The 13,843-nt window shown below is 65.4% G+C and carries 13 protein-coding genes; 5 read left to right on the top strand and 8 right to left on the bottom strand.

The features are described from left to right. The first annotated feature begins 119 nt into the window (after positions 1-119). Complete coding sequence (locus tag E8M79_RS02335) at positions 120-2,732, top strand: PBP1A family penicillin-binding protein (RefSeq protein WP_137150318.1); 2,613 nt, start codon at positions 120-122, stop codon at positions 2,730-2,732. Between the two features lie 223 nt (positions 2,733-2,955). On the opposite strand, the gene E8M79_RS02330 is transcribed toward E8M79_RS02335, so the two are convergent. From E8M79_RS02330 to E8M79_RS02315, 4 genes are all read right to left on the bottom strand, one after another. Continuing rightward, positions 2,956-3,636, bottom strand: coding sequence for a L,D-transpeptidase (locus tag E8M79_RS02330; RefSeq protein WP_137150317.1), 681 nt, complete (start codon positions 3,634-3,636; stop codon positions 2,956-2,958). Positions 3,637-3,701: 65 nt separating this feature from the next. After that, a complete protein-coding gene (locus E8M79_RS02325; RefSeq protein ID WP_137150316.1) occupies positions 3,702-4,040 on the bottom strand; it encodes a hypothetical protein in 339 nt (112 codons plus the stop codon). Between the two features lie 58 nt (positions 4,041-4,098). Next, complete coding sequence (locus E8M79_RS02320; RefSeq protein WP_137150315.1) at positions 4,099-4,836, bottom strand: SprT family zinc-dependent metalloprotease; 738 nt, start codon at positions 4,834-4,836, stop codon at positions 4,099-4,101. A gap of 159 nt (positions 4,837-4,995) precedes the next feature. Further along, positions 4,996-5,481, bottom strand: coding sequence for a DUF2852 domain-containing protein (locus tag E8M79_RS02315; RefSeq protein WP_137150314.1), 486 nt, complete (start codon positions 5,479-5,481; stop codon positions 4,996-4,998). Between the two features lie 152 nt (positions 5,482-5,633). Between E8M79_RS02315 and E8M79_RS02310 the strand changes: the two genes are divergently transcribed. The 4 genes from E8M79_RS02310 to E8M79_RS02295 all read left to right on the top strand — a co-directional run bounded on the left by E8M79_RS02310 (position 5,634) and on the right by E8M79_RS02295 (position 9,756). Beyond that, positions 5,634-6,971 carry an ActS/PrrB/RegB family redox-sensitive histidine kinase gene (locus E8M79_RS02310; protein ID WP_137150845.1) on the top strand — a complete coding sequence of 446 codons (1,338 nt, stop codon included), beginning with the start codon at positions 5,634-5,636 and terminating at the stop codon, positions 6,969-6,971. Between the two features lie 31 nt (positions 6,972-7,002). Beyond that, a complete protein-coding gene (locus tag E8M79_RS02305) occupies positions 7,003-7,554 on the top strand; it encodes an ActR/PrrA/RegA family redox response regulator transcription factor (RefSeq protein ID WP_137150313.1) in 552 nt (183 codons plus the stop codon). A gap of 13 nt (positions 7,555-7,567) precedes the next feature. Then, on the top strand, positions 7,568-8,023 hold the full coding sequence (locus tag E8M79_RS02300; RefSeq protein WP_137150312.1) for a hypothetical protein: 456 nt from the start codon (positions 7,568-7,570) through the stop codon (positions 8,021-8,023). Positions 8,024-8,103: 80 nt separating this feature from the next. Further along, complete coding sequence (locus E8M79_RS02295; protein WP_137150311.1) at positions 8,104-9,756, top strand: MBL fold metallo-hydrolase; 1,653 nt, start codon at positions 8,104-8,106, stop codon at positions 9,754-9,756. On the opposite strand, the gene E8M79_RS02290 is transcribed toward E8M79_RS02295, so the two are convergent. Genes E8M79_RS02290 through E8M79_RS02275 form a run of 4 tightly spaced genes read right to left on the bottom strand, consistent with a single transcriptional unit; the run spans position 9,722 to position 13,723 of the window. Further along, positions 9,722-10,897 (bottom strand): MFS transporter, encoded by a 1,176-nt coding sequence (locus E8M79_RS02290; RefSeq protein WP_137150310.1) that lies wholly within the window; start codon positions 10,895-10,897, stop codon positions 9,722-9,724. The genes E8M79_RS02295 and E8M79_RS02290 overlap by 35 nt on opposite strands. After that, positions 10,894-11,358 (bottom strand): MmcB family DNA repair protein, encoded by a 465-nt coding sequence (locus E8M79_RS02285; protein WP_137150309.1) that lies wholly within the window; start codon positions 11,356-11,358, stop codon positions 10,894-10,896. Before E8M79_RS02285 ends, E8M79_RS02290 begins: the two co-directional genes overlap by 4 nt. Then, a complete protein-coding gene (locus tag E8M79_RS02280; RefSeq protein WP_137150308.1) occupies positions 11,358-12,551 on the bottom strand; it encodes an MFS transporter in 1,194 nt (397 codons plus the stop codon). Before E8M79_RS02280 ends, E8M79_RS02285 begins: the two co-directional genes overlap by 1 nt. Continuing rightward, positions 12,548-13,723 carry an MFS transporter gene (locus E8M79_RS02275; protein WP_137150307.1) on the bottom strand — a complete coding sequence of 392 codons (1,176 nt, stop codon included), beginning with the start codon at positions 13,721-13,723 and terminating at the stop codon, positions 12,548-12,550. Before E8M79_RS02275 ends, E8M79_RS02280 begins: the two co-directional genes overlap by 4 nt. Positions 13,724-13,843: the final 120 nt, after the last annotated feature.

The raw sequence follows: 13,843 nt of genomic DNA, 5'->3' as shown, positions 1-13,843 counted from the left end.
GCGATCTGCGCTCACCCCTTGGTGGCGCATCGCGAGTCGGTCAGCATTGGCGTTAATCAACTGCTAACCTCTGGTTTCCCATCGCCGCGGAACGGAGTAGAAGCGGCCAAGACAGTTTCGTGGGTTCGCTGATGGATTTTCGCATTTCCGCCGATGATCGTGTGGGCGCTGGCCCGGACAAGGCCAGCAAGGGGCGCAAGGCCCCCGCCGCCAAAGGTCAGCGTGTCGAACCCACCCTGGGTGGTTCGCTGGGCAATCTGGGCGCGGCCGACCGCACGGGCGGTGGTGGCTCCGGTGGCTCTGGCAAGCCGGCAAAGCCGCCGCGCCGCGGCAAGGCACAGACCGCCAAGGCCAAAAAGCCGCGTCGCTCGCGCAGCGGCGGCTTTCTCATGGGCCTGCTCTGGTGGGGCTTTGTCGCTTGCCTGTGGGGCGGCATCGCCGTTATCGGCATCATCGTCTATTATGGCGCCCAGCTGCCGGCCTCCAACACCTGGGCCATTCCCGAGCGTCCGCCCAATATCCGCATTCTGGCGGCCGACGGCACGCTGATCTCCAATCGCGGTCAGACCGGCGGCGAAGCCGTGACCTATCGCGAACTGCCCTATTATGTGCCGGCCGCCTTCATCGCCAGCGAAGACCGGCGCTTCATGAGCCATTTCGGCGTCGACCCCATTGGTCTGCTCTCGGTGGCCATTGAATCGGTGCAGGCGCGCGGCGTCACCCGCGGCGCCTCCACCATTACCCAGCAGGTGGCCAAGAACCTCTTCCTCACCCCCGACCAGACCCTGGGCCGCAAGGTGCAGGAAGCCATTCTGGCGGTCTGGCTGGAACAGAACTACACCAAGGATGAGATCCTCGAGCTCTATATGAACCGCGTCTATTTCGGCGCGGGCGCCACCGGCATCGAGGCCGCGGCGCAGACCTATTTCGGCGTCTCGGCGCGCAATCTCTCGCTGGGCCAGGCCGCCATGCTGGTCGGGCTCTTGCCGGCGCCATCGGCCTATAATCCCAAGACCAATCCGGAAAAGGCCATCGAGCGCCAGCGCATCGTGCTCAACCTGATGGCCCAGGAAGGCTATATCTCCAAGGAAGAGGCGTCCGCCGCCCAGATTGACCCCAATCAGAGCGTGCGCACCCGCGTGGCCGGTTCGGAATCCTATGTCGCCGACTGGGTCGAAAGCCTGATGACCGCCTATATCGGCGAGATCGACAGCGACGTGGTGGTGCAGACCACCATCGACTACAAGATGCAAAAGGACGCCGAGTTCATCGTCAAGGAACAGGTGGCCACCGAAGGTCCCAAGCGCGGCTTCACCCAGGGCGCCCTGGTGGCCATGGATGTCGACGGCAAGGTCCGCGCCATGGTGGGCGGCGTCGATTACGCGTCCAGCCAGTATAACCGCGCTGTCACCGCCAAGCGTCAGCCGGGCTCGACCTTCAAGCCCTTCGTCTATCTGGCCGCCATGGAAAAGGGCTATACGCCCGACACCCTCGCCGAGGATGCCAAGTTTGACTACAACGGCTGGAGCCCGCGCAATGCCTCGGGCAAATATGCCGGCACGGTGACCCTGCGGCAGGGCCTGGCCTATTCGCTCAACACCATTGCGGCGCGCCTGGCCATCGACGTCACGCCCGCCGCCGTGGTCGATGTTGCCACGCGCATGGGCATTTCGAGCCCCCTCACCCCCGTGCCCTCCATCGCTTTGGGCACGCAGGAAGTGAACCTGCTCGAGCTGACCAGCGCCTATGCGCCCTTCGCCAATGGTGGCTTCGGCGTCATCCCCAATGTCATCACCCGCATTGAATCCAAGGATGGCAAACTGCTCTACGAGGCGTCTGACGCCGGCCCCGGCCGCGTCATCGCCCCCAATGTGCTGGCCGAAATGGACGACATGCTCGAAACCGCCGTCGAGGTGGGCACCGGCAAGCGTGCCAGCGTCAACGGCTGGGAATTCGGCGGCAAGACGGGCACCAGCCAGGAAGCCAAGGACGCGCTGTTTGTCGGCTTCACCTCGGCCATGGTCGCCGGCGTCTGGCTGGGCAATGACGACAGCACCAAGACCACGCTCTCGGGCGGCAATGTGCCCACCATCATCTGGTCCGAATTCATGACCAAGGCGCATGAGGGCAAGCAGATCGCCCCCATTCCGGGCGGCAGCTATGAGGGCGAAATGGTCGCCCAGCAGGTCATCGACCCTGCCACGGGCCAGCCGGTGATCGATCCGGCGACCGGCCAGCCGCAGGTGCAATATGTCGATGCCGGCACCGGCCAGCCCGTGCCCACCGCCATCGATCCCGCCACCGGCCAGGTGGTGCGCATCGATCCGGCGACAGGTCAGCCCATTGCCGGGGCAACCTCGGTGCAGTCCGCGCCGATTGCGCCACAGGACAATGGCCTCAACACCGGCGGCCTGATCATCGATGCCAATGGCCAGCAGATCGACCCGACCACCGGCCTGCCCGTGGGCCAGGTGGTGCAGGATCAATCCATTGATCCGGTCACTGGCCTGCCGCTGCAGCCGCAGAGCAATGGCGTGGGCCAGGCGCCCATCGATGCCGATACCGGCCTGCCCATGGTGCTGGTCACCGATCCGGCCACCGGCCAGCAGGTCTGGGTCCCCAGCGCTCCGGCGCAGGGCCAGCCCCAGCAGATCCAGCCGCCGGCCAATGTCAATCAGCCTGTCCAGCAGGAAAAGCCGCGCACGCTGATGGATATGCTGTTCGGCGGCTAGATCTTTTCACTCTTGAGTGGTTTTGCGGCTCCTTTGCCTCCCTCCCCCTTGAGGGGAGGGACCGAGGGAGGGGGTCTCTCAGTGGCCCTCAGAACGACCCCCACCCCAACCCTCCCCTCAAGGGGGAGGGGACGATGGAACCGCGTACATATGAAAGAGAAGTGATCTAGATCGCTTCAGCCCGACATGCAAAAGGGCCGCCCCATGGGGCGGCCCTTTTGCATTACTGGATCACCACGATGGGGCTGCCGGAGGGCACCCGGTCATAGAGGTCGATCACATCCTGAAACAGCAGGCGCACACAGCCACTCGACACCGCCTTGCCGATCGAATGGATGTCCATATTGCCATGCAGGCGATAGAGCGTGTCCCGATTGCCCTGGTGGATGTAGAGCGCGCGCGCCCCCAGGGCATTGTTGAGGCCTGGCGGTTGCCCATGCCGATAGACCTCCAGTTCGGGCTGGCGATCCACCATTTCGCTCGGTGGGGTCCAGACCGGCCACTTGCGCTTATAGGCGATATGGGCGCGGCCGCCCCAGGCAAAGCCGTCGCGGCCAATGCCCACGCCATAGCGCATGGCCCGGCCATCGGGCATGGTCCAATAGAGGAAGCGATTGGGCGTATCGACCACCACCGTGCCCGCGGGCTCCCCGGTGATATTGTCCACCTCCTGGCGCCAATACTGCGGGTCCAGCTGGGCGATGGGCGCGGCGGGCACGGGAAACTCTTCGTCCGGCAAGGGGCCATACATGGCCAGCACGTCGAACGGCACGGGCGGCGGCGTGACCACCACCGGACGTGGGGTGGATGTGGCACAGCCCGCCAGGGCAAGTGCGGACAGGCTCGCAGCGCCGGCGAGCAATTGGCGCCGCCTCAGCAGCGGCAGCGTGACAAGATGAGACATAGAAATGACCTTCCGGCGGCCAAAGGGCCGCAATCCTGAGAAACCAAGCGTGAGAGAGGGCTCCGTCAGGCGGCGATCGGTGGTCGCAGCGACACCGGCAGGGCCTGTGTCTGATAGGCCTGTGCAATCGTCCGGCCATAGACCGGGCTCGCCGGCACCGGCTGCAGCACGCCAACCGGGGTCAGCATGCCAATCTGCGGCGCGCAGGGCATGACAATGCCGGAGCCCTTCTTGCCGCAGGCCTTGTAGAGCACGACACTGGCCGCTGCTGCCGCGTCAGAGCACGCCGATGCCTCCACGGGCGCGGGACGCAGGCTGGAAAAGGCCATGGCGTTGCTGGTCGCGACGCCGCCCACGGCGGCAAAGGCAAACAGCAATGCAATCAATTGGATCAGGCGGCGCATGGCCGGCAAACTAGGGGACGGCGCCCCGCACGGACAGGGCTTCACGCAGCCGTGTCCATCAGCCGCCGTGGGCCATCAATTCCCGGCCATGCGCCTTGAGCCAGGCGCGGCCGCGCTCCATGTCGGGCAGGGTGCGTTTCACCGCCGCCCAGAAGGCAGGCGAGTGGTTCATCTCCACCAGATGGGCCACCTCATGGGCGGCCACATAGTCCAGCACATGCGGCGGCGCCATCACCAGGCGCCAGTTGTAATTGATGGTGCCGGTCGATGAGCACGAGCCCCAGCGGCTGGCCTGGCTGCGCATCTTGATCGCCTTGACCGTTACGCCCAGCCGCTCGGCATGGATGGCGCTGCGGATCACCAGATCGGCATGGGCCTCCGCCTTGAGCCAATCGGTCAGGCGCCGCGCCTGGTGGGCGTCATCGCCGGGCACCAACAGCGCCGGCGCGCCGGCTTCGTCCGTGCCGATCTCCACCCGTCCGCGCAGCTTGCCGGTGCCGATAACGCGATGCTCCACCCCACGCAGCGGCACCAGGCTGCCATGGCTGAAGCTGGCGCCGGTGGGCTGGCGGGGGATGCGCGCCGCCAACCAGGCGCGCTGGCGCAACAGGAAGGCCTCGGCCTCGCTCCATTTGCCGCCCTGCGGCAACGTCAGCACCGGCCCCGTCGCCGGCAAGGACAGCCGATAGCTGCGCGAGCGGGCATTGACCCGCACGCTCACCACCACCGGCGCGCCATCGATGAGGATGGTCGTGCTCGCCGGAATCTTGGGCTTGGCGCGGAAGAACAGGTTCATGGGGTCTCGGCTGAGAATCGCTGCGCCAGTCTAGCGCGATTTGGCGCAACTGCCTCCTGGGTCCGGCGCGCAGGCGGCGTGGCCGACAAAAAAAGGCGCCCCTTGCGGGGCGCCAGGTCAGTCGATGGAACGACCGGCTTCAGGAGGAGACTGGCGGGGTCAGCCGTTGTTATTGTTGCCCCAGCCATTGTTGGTGTCGCCATTGTCGGGGCGGTTCTGGTCATAGCCCTGGCGGGAGCCGCGGCGCTCGTTCATGAAGCGATCGAACTCTTCGCGATCCTTGGCCTTGTTGAGGTTGGCCATATATTCGTGGAAGGCGTCGATCTCGGCGTCGAGGCGCGCGCGTTCTTCGTCCAGGCGCTTGAGCTGTTCGGCGCGATATTCGTCAAAGGCTGCATTGCCGCTCGAGGACATGCCGGAGCTCCTGTGGTTCTGCCAGCCATGATGGCGGCTCTTGTTGCTGCTGCACCAGGCGCGGCCCTTGTTCCAATAGGCCTGGGCCTTTTCCGGCGATCCGCCGAACTTTTCGCCCCACAGGATATAGCCCAGCACGAGCAGGCCGAGCGGCCAGAAGGCGATAAAGCCCAGAACCATGAGGGCGATGGTCAGCGGGGACCATTGAGGTTTGATGATTGCTGTGTTCATTTCGGTTGCATTCTCCCAGTCACGATGACCCTAAAGTGGCCCGCACCGGGGTAGGATCAAGCATGTGACCTGGAAATATCGGTTCTTGAAATGACACTTCAGCATGACTATGGCACCGGCATTCCGGCCGCCTGGAGGCTTTTTCCGTGACGATGAATCATGCCGATGGCCTGCCCTTGCCCAGCACATGGCGGCCGCTGCGGCTGCAGACCCTGGTGCTGATCCGCTGGCTGGCCGTGGGCGGGCAGGCCATTGGGGTGCTGTTCGTGGCCTTTGGCCTGGGCTTTCCGCTGCCGCTGTTTGAATGCCTGGCGCTGATTGCCGTCTCGGCCGGGGTCAATGTCTGGCTGGTGCTGCGCTTTGGCGCCGCCTTCCGGCCCAGTTCGCTGTTTGCGGCCGGCCAGATCGTGTTCGACCTCGCCCAGCTCGGCTGCCTGCTGGCGCTGACCGGCGGGCTGCAGAATCCCTTCTCCCTGCTGATCCTGGCGCCGGTTTCGGTTTCGGCCACCACGCTGCCGCAGCGGGCCACCTTTGCCATTGCCTTTTTGGCCGTCGTCATCGCCTCGGTGCTGGCGGTGTGGCACCTGCCGCTGCCCTGGACCCCTGACGATCCGATTGTGTTTAACCGCATCTATGTCATCGGCATCTGGGTCTCGATCGTCTGCGGCGTGGTCTTTGTTTCGGCCTATACCACCCGCGTCGCCCATGATGCCCGCCAGATTGCCGACGCCCTGGCGGCGACGGAACTGGCGCTGTCGCACAAGGAACAACTCTCGGCGCTCGATGGCCTTGCCGCCGCGGCCGCCCATGAGCTGGGCACGCCGCTCTCCACCATTGCCCTGGCCGCCAAGGAAATGCGCGCCGAAGCCCCGCCGGGCAGCGATCTCGCCTCCGATGTCGAATTGATCATCGCCCAGGCCGCCCGCTGCCGGGCGATTCTGGCCAAGCTGCGCAACCTGGGCAATGAGGATGACGACCCCTTTGCCGCCGTGCCGCTGACCGATCTGCTGTCCGAAGTCGCCCGCCCGCACGAGGGGCATGGCAAGGCGATCCTGTTCTATTCGGAGCGCTCGGCTGGCGACCCGCCGGTGTTTGCCCGCTCCGTCGGCCTGCTCTATGGCCTGGGCAATTTGATTGAAAACGCTGCTGACTTCGCCCGCCAGACCGTGCGCATCGATGCCGCATGGGATCTTGAGTCCATTTCGGTGTCGATCACCGACGACGGGCCGGGCTTTGCCCCCGAGCTGATCGCCCGGCTGGGCGAGCCCTATCTCACCAGCCGTCCCCGCGATCCGCAGGGGCCAGATGCCAGCAGCCCGGGTGGACTGGGCCTGGGCGTCTTCATCGCCAAGACCCTGCTTGAGCGCACCGGCGCGCGGCTGGCCTTCCACAATATCGCGCCCGAAGGCCATGCCCAGGTGCGTATCGTCTGGCCGCGCCCGGCTATCGAGGCTATTCCCGCTATCGGCGATCCAAGCCGTCGGCTTTGACGTATCAAAGCCAAACCCTTATGGGAAAGCCATGAGCACGATTGAAGATCTCCTGGCCACCGATCCCAGCCTGCTGCTGGTCGACGATGACATGGCCTTTCTGCAGCGCCTCGAACGGGCCATGACCCGCCGCGGCTTTTCCGTCCGCATTGCCGGCTCCGTCGCCGAAGGCCTGGCCGCCGTGGCCGCGCAGCCGCCCGCCTATGCCGTGGTCGATCTGCGGCTTGAGGATGGCAATGGCCTTGAGGTGGTCTCGGCCCTGCACACCAAGCGGCCCGATGCCCGCGCCGTGGTGCTGACCGGCTATGGCAATATCGCCACGGCGGTGACGGCCGTGAAGCTGGGCGCCGTCGATTACCTCAGCAAGCCCGCCGATGCCGATGATGTGATCAACGCCCTTTTGGTCACCGGCGAGGACAAGCCCGAGCCGCCGGAAAACCCGATGTCGGCCGATCGCGTGCGCTGGGAACATATCCAGCGCGTCTATGAGTTGTGCGATCGCAATGTCTCGGAGACGGCGCGGCGCCTCAACATGCATCGCCGCACGCTGCAGCGCATTCTGGCCAAGCGCGCTCCGCGTTGAGGATGGTAAGGCGGTGGTCAGGCTTCTTTTTTGGTTGGTCCTGGTGGTGCTCGTAGCCGCCCTCGCCTGGCTTGAGGCCATGCCCAGGTTGACCGCCTATGACGACATGACATCTGCCCAGAAGGCATTTTATGAAAGTCTTGAAGCGCGCTCCTTCACTGACGATGAGCGAAGAGATGGATTTGACATTTCGGGCGAATTTGCTCGCCTCTATTCGTATGACCAAACTTCCGATGAAGCCCTTGTGCAGTTGTTGCTGAAACAGGGATTCTGGATACAAGGCGGGCACAACACAGCGCTGCACGTCGAGGAAGATGGAAGCTACGGCGGGATATTGAGGCGAGCGATCTATCTGGGCATTAAGGGGTGGTTCGTCGAGGGCGATGTTCTGGTGTCGTTGGGCAATGAAGGCGACGGTGTTCGAAAGCACCGATTTGAAGTCCAGTTCATTCCTAGGTTCGCACCATAGGGTAGTTACCGCCCCTCTCGGCAATGACACAGTGTTGGCTTAGTCTCCGACTAACACTAAAAAAACCGAGGACCCACGCCATGACCGTCACCCTGCACTTCCATGGCGCCGCCGGCACGGTGACGGGCTCGTGCTATCGCGTGGTCTATCCGGGCGGGCAGTTCCTGGTCGATTGCGGCCTGTTCCAGGGCAACAAGAGCGTGCGCGACCTCAACCTCAAGCCGACGCCCTTTGACCCCAGGGCCATTGGCTTCCTGCTGCTCACCCATGCCCATATCGACCACGCGGGCCTTCTGCCCAAGCTCTATCGCGAAGGCTGGCGCGGGCCGATGTGGATGACCGAGCCGACGGCGGGTCTGCTCGAATATCTGCTGCCCGACAGCGCCGGCATCCAGGAATCCGAAGCTGATCGCGAAACCCGCAAGCATGCGCGCCGCGGCGACGAGCCGGCCCGCCCGCTCTATACGCTCGAAGATGCCCAGGAGGCGCTGCAGCATCGCCAGACCTGCCGCTATGGCGAGTGGATCACCCCGGCCCCGGGCGTGCGCGCCCGCTATTGGAACGCCGGCCATATCATCGGCTCGGCCTCCATCGAGGTCGAAGTGGCCGATGGCGCCAGCATCGTGCGGCTGCTGTTCTCCGGCGACATCGGGCCGGACGAGAAGGTGTTCTACAACGAGCCCGAGGGCCCCTCGGGCTTTGACTATATCGTCTGCGAATCCACCTATGGCGGGCGCGAGCGCGAGGACTACACTTTGGTGCAGCGCCGCGCGGCGCTCAAGACCGAGATCAACACCGCCCTGGCGCGCGGCGGCAATCTCGTCATCCCGGCCTTTGCCGTCGAGCGCAGCCAGGAGCTGCTGCATGACATCGGCTATCTGATCAAAACGGGCGAGATCGACCCCAAGCTGGTGTTTCTCGACTCGCCTTTGGCCAGCAAGGTCACCGGCGTCTATCGCAAATATGCGGCCATGTTCGACGATGTCGAACTGGGGGCAGACGAGCTGTTCAACGATCCGCGCTTCCGCATCATCGAGGCGGTCGAGGATTCCAAGGCCATCAATGCCATCAAGGGCGGTGCCATCATCATGAGCGCCTCAGGCATGGCCGACGCCGGGCGCATCAAGCACCATCTGCGCAACAATCTGATCCGCCGCAATGCCACCGTGCTGTTCGTCGGCTATCAGGCGCCGGGCACGCTGGGCCAGATCATCCTCTCGGGCGCCAAGGAAGTGCGCATCCATGGCGCGCTGGTGCCCGTGCATGCCGCCATCCGCTCCATGGGCAATTACTCGGCCCATGCCGACCACACTGAGCTGATGGACTGGATCAAGGCGCGCCTGCCGGCCCATGGCGCCATTTTTCTCACCCATGGCGAGGACGAGGAGCGCCAGGCGCTGCGCGCGGCCCTCATGGGCATCGGCATTGCTGGCGACCAGGTGATCCTGCCCCAGCTGGACGACTATTTCGAGCTGACTGCCGCTGGCATTGCGGCCGCCAGGGCGACCACGGCGCCGCGTATCGACCCCGCCCAGGTGCATTCGGACTGGCACAATGCCTTTTCCGATTTCACCATTCGCCTCAGTCAGCGCCTGCAAGCCGGCAGCGATGCCGACAAGCTCAAGTTGATGCGGGCGCTGCAGGCCGAGCTCACCAGCCTGGGCGCGCCGCCTTCCCCGCCGCCCCGGCCCAGCGCCATTACGCCGGTGGAGAGCCAGTCGGTCGACGAGTAGGGTCGAGCCGTCCGGCCATCACCAGCGTCAGCGCCAGCAGCGGCAGCAGCATGGCAAAGGCGACGCGGATGCCAAAGCCCTGCGCCATGGCGCCGATCAGCACGGGCGAGCCCATGTTGACGAATTGGAAGATCAGCGTCGTCGCGGCCACATTCTGCGAGGCCGGGCGATCGCCCAGCCGCGCCGCCGCCGACAGCATCAGCGGATAGAGCACGCAGATGCCGGTGCCCACGAGGCCAAAGCCGACCAGCGCCACCACCGCATTGGGCGAGATCACCAGCAGCACCAGCCCGGCAATGGCCACGCCTGAGAGCACCCGCGCCACCAGCACGGGCCCGAAGCGGTCGATCCAGCGGTCGGCCAGCAGGCGCCCGATGGCCATGGTGGCCAGCAGCGCCGGCAGCGCCATGGATTCGATCCAGGCGGCCACCGTGAAGCTGTCGCGCAGGAAGATGATCGACCAGGCGCGCGCCGCGCCCTCGGTAACGCCTGCGCCCAGGCCGAAAGCCACCAGCCCCAGCGTGGCCAGCGTCGGCCAGGCCAGGCGGCGGCGCGAGTCGCCGCTATGCGGCCGCGGCGGCGTCACCGGCATGGGCAGCACGATCAGCGCCACCAGCGCCATGATCACCGGGGCCAGGGTCCACAGATGGATTGCCGGCGACACCCCCAGCCCGCGCAGGGCCGCGCCCAGCAGCGAAGTGGTCAGAAAGCCGATGCTCCAGGCGCCATGGCAGGTGTTCATCACCCGTGTGCCAGTGGCGGCCTCGATCCGGTCGGCCTCGACATTGATGGCGATATTGGTCAGCGAGAAACCCACGCCATTGATGGCCAGCAGAATGAACATGGCTATGGGGTGCAGGATCACAGTGATCAGCGCCGCGCTGATGCACACCAGTGGCAGCATGACCAGCAGCACCAGGCGTGGGCTGAACCGTTCGATGATGCGGCTGGAGAACAGGAACATGCCCAGCCCGCCCAGTGGCTGGCCGATCAGCACCAGCCCGAGCTGGGCTTCGCTCAGCCCGTTGAGCAGCTGCACATCGGGGATGCGCGTGTGAATGGCGCCCAGCGCCAGCGCATGCACGAAGAACAGGGCGATGACGCGCCAGCGGATGGTGTTGGAGGCGGTCAGTGCGGTCATTGTGGTCCTGGGTCCATCAGCGCGTGAATTCGGTCGGCGCCCAACCGGGCCAGCTTGAGCATCAGCGCCTTGCGCCGCGCCGGGGCCAGGGGCGTCAGCGGGCTATCCCGCAGGATCGCCCCGTCATGGCCATCGGCCACGATCAGCCCCTCACTCTCGGGAAAGATGCCGCCATCCAGCTCGGGCGGCTTGGCGAAGAAGAACTTGTCGGAGAAATCGCGGTATTCCGGCCATTTGCGGTCAACCTGGAAGTCGATCAGGCTCGACTTGATCTCGACGATCCAGATCTCGCCCTGCGGCCCCACGCCCAGCACATCGGCGCGGCGACCGCTCTTGAGCGTCACCTCGGCAAAGCAGGCCATGTCATGGCTCTCGCGCAGCAGGCGCATCACGCCCCTCTGCACGCGCAGCGCTGTCGCCGACTGGCGCAGGTCAACGATAGGCGGCAGCTCCGGCGCCATCAGCCCAGCGGGGTCGCCGGTTCGGGCGGCAGGCCGGCAGGCGCTGCCACTGCCTTGGTGCCCAGCGAGCGGCAGGCGATGATGCCGGCCACGATGACGGGCAGCACCACCAGATAGGAGGTGCGGATATGCAGGTGCTCCGCCACAAAGCCCAGCAGCGGCGGCGCGAGGAAGAACACGACGAATGTCACCTGCCCCAGGGCCGCAACATTGACCGAGCTGGGCCGGTCGGTGCGCTGCGCAGCGGCCGACACGGCCAGCGGATAGACCGCCGAACAGCCGATGCCCAGCATGGCAAAGCCCACCAGCGACACCCAGGGCATAGGCGCGGTGGCCACGGCCACGGCGCCCACCGCCGCCAGCATCAGCAGCGTGGTGGCGGTGGCCCTGGGGCCAAAGCGTTCCACTATGGGGTCTGCCGAGAGCCGGGTGGCGGCCATGAAGCCCGAGAACAGCGTCAGCGCCAAGCCGCCCACGAAGGGCTCCACCGGGGTGGCAAAGGCGTCGCGCATATAGATGGTCGACCAGTCAATGCCCGCGCCCTCGATCAGGAAGGCGGCAATGCCGATCATGCACAGCGGCAGCAGCCCCAGATTGGGGAAGGCAAAGCGCGGCGTATCCCCGGTGTGCATATTGGGGCGATGCGGCGCCGTGGTCATGCCGGCGATCATGGTGATGCCCACGATGAACACCACAGCCGCCGCCAGCCCGACATGCAGTTCCATCGACATACCGGTCTGGCGCACGCCGGCGCCCAGCAGGGCCGTGATGAAAAAGCCCAGGCTCCAGCTGCCATGCGCGCGGTTCATATAGCGCCGGCCATATTGCGCTTCCAGCCGGTCGGTTTCGACATTGAGGTTGATCTCGAGCGCCCCGGCCAAGAGGCCGGCGCAGAACAGGGTGATGAACACCGCCACGGCCGAGGGCAGCCAGGGAATGATCGCATAAAGGCTGGCGGTGCCCAGCACGGTGATCAGCGCCGTGGTGCGGGCGCCCAGCCGCTCGATCAGCGGCGCCGAAATGGTCAGCGAGATCAGCGAGCCGATCGACATGCCGATCAGCGTCAGGCCCAATTGCCCCTCGGTCACCTGCAGATGCGTCTGCAGATCGGGCATGCGCGACAGCAGCGCGCCCAGGGAAAAGGCGAACAGGAAGAAACAGGCATAGATGCGGATATGGGGTGCTATTTTCATTGGGCGGCCACGGGATTGGCCTTGCGGCGCGGGGCGAGGGAGTCAGCAAACATCAGGGCGATGATCACCAGCGGAATGCCGATGCCGAAGGCCCAGCGAATGCCGAAATGCTCGGCAACAAAGCCCAGCAGCGGCGGCCCGAGCAGGAAGGACACGAAGGAAATCTGCGCCAGCGAGGCGACATTGACAGCCGCCGGACGATCCGTGCGCTGCGCCGCCGCCGACATGGCCAGCGGGAACAGCGCGCTGGTGCCGGCGCCGGTCAGCGCCAGCCCCACATAGGCCAGCGGCTGCCAGGGCGCAAAGAACACCAGCACGGTGCCCAGGCCCAGAATGGCCAGCATACCGCGCGCCACCACCGGCGGGCTCCAGCGGTCGACAAAGCTGTCGGCGAAAAAGCGGGTGATGGCCTGCGAGCCGGCGCCGATGGCCACGGCCAGGCCGGCCCAGAACGGCGCGGCGGTGAATTCCTTGGTCATGAAAATGGCCGACCAGTCGATGATCGCCCCTTCCATGATCATGGCGGGCAGGCACACCATGATCAGCACCAGAATGGCCAGCGTCGGCCGGGCGAAGCGCGGCGACGCCTCGGTATTGCCGCCGGCGCGATGGGCGGCCGGCTCGAACTTGCCCAGCACCAGCGCGGTCAGCAGCGTGATCACCGGGATCATCAGCGCCAGATGCCATTGTGGCGACAGGCCCGACTGGGCCGCCAGCGCGCCCACCATGCCTGCCGAAAAGAAGCCAAAGCTCCAAAAGGCATGCGCACGATTCATGATGCGCCGGCCGATGGCATGTTCCACCCGGTCGGCCTCGAGATTAACGATCAGCTCGATGCAGCCGATGACGAGGCCCACCGGCACCAGCAGCAGGAAAAAGGTCAGCGGCGACGGCGCCCAGACGGCAATGGCGTAGAGCAGGGCCAAAAGCGGCAGCGCGGCCAGCAGCACGCGGCGATGGCCCACGCGGTCCAGCAGCGGCCCGGCAAAGGTCAGCGAGATCAGCGTTCCGGTTGCCGCGCCCACCAGCGACAGCCCCAGGGCGCCTTCCGCCACGCCCATGAATTCCTGGATAGCCGGCAGGCGGGGATAAATGCTCCCCATGCAAAATGAATAAATGAAAAACGCCCCGAAGACCTTGATCTGGGGCGGCAGCGTCAAGCCGAAACTCATCTGGATGCACTCAGTAAGGCGATATTTGCAGCAAACTATGCCAATTCCCGCGCCGAAGAAAGCGGGCACGAAAACGTTTTACATTGTCACTTGTAACGTTGCATTTTTGCCGCCGCCGAC

It is taken from the genome of Devosia sp. FKR38 (assembly GCF_005222805.1).
Lineage (GTDB): Bacteria > Pseudomonadota > Alphaproteobacteria > Rhizobiales > Devosiaceae > Devosia.
Note: the sequence above shows the minus strand (reverse complement) of the source record. Positions and strands in the feature narration are given on the sequence as shown.

Coding starts and splice junctions, on each gene's coding strand:
- E8M79_RS02330 (WP_137150317.1), bottom strand. CDS start 3,636: ATGTCTCATCTTGTCACGCTGCCGCTGCTGAGGCGGCGCCAATTGCTC.
- E8M79_RS02325 (WP_137150316.1), bottom strand. CDS start 4,040: ATGCGCCGCCTGATCCAATTGATTGCATTGCTGTTTGCCTTTGCCGCC.
- E8M79_RS02320 (WP_137150315.1), bottom strand. CDS start 4,836: ATGAACCTGTTCTTCCGCGCCAAGCCCAAGATTCCGGCGAGCACGACC.
- E8M79_RS02315 (WP_137150314.1), bottom strand. CDS start 5,481: ATGAACACAGCAATCATCAAACCTCAATGGTCCCCGCTGACCATCGCC.
- E8M79_RS02310 (WP_137150845.1), top strand. CDS start 5,634: ATGAATCATGCCGATGGCCTGCCCTTGCCCAGCACATGGCGGCCGCTG.
- E8M79_RS02305 (WP_137150313.1), top strand. CDS start 7,003: ATGAGCACGATTGAAGATCTCCTGGCCACCGATCCCAGCCTGCTGCTG.
- E8M79_RS02295 (WP_137150311.1), top strand. CDS start 8,104: ATGACCGTCACCCTGCACTTCCATGGCGCCGCCGGCACGGTGACGGGC.
- E8M79_RS02290 (WP_137150310.1), bottom strand. CDS start 10,897: ATGACCGCACTGACCGCCTCCAACACCATCCGCTGGCGCGTCATCGCC.
- E8M79_RS02285 (WP_137150309.1), bottom strand. CDS start 11,358: ATGGCGCCGGAGCTGCCGCCTATCGTTGACCTGCGCCAGTCGGCGACA.
- E8M79_RS02280 (WP_137150308.1), bottom strand. CDS start 12,551: ATGAAAATAGCACCCCATATCCGCATCTATGCCTGTTTCTTCCTGTTC.
- E8M79_RS02275 (WP_137150307.1), bottom strand. CDS start 13,723: ATGAGTTTCGGCTTGACGCTGCCGCCCCAGATCAAGGTCTTCGGGGCG.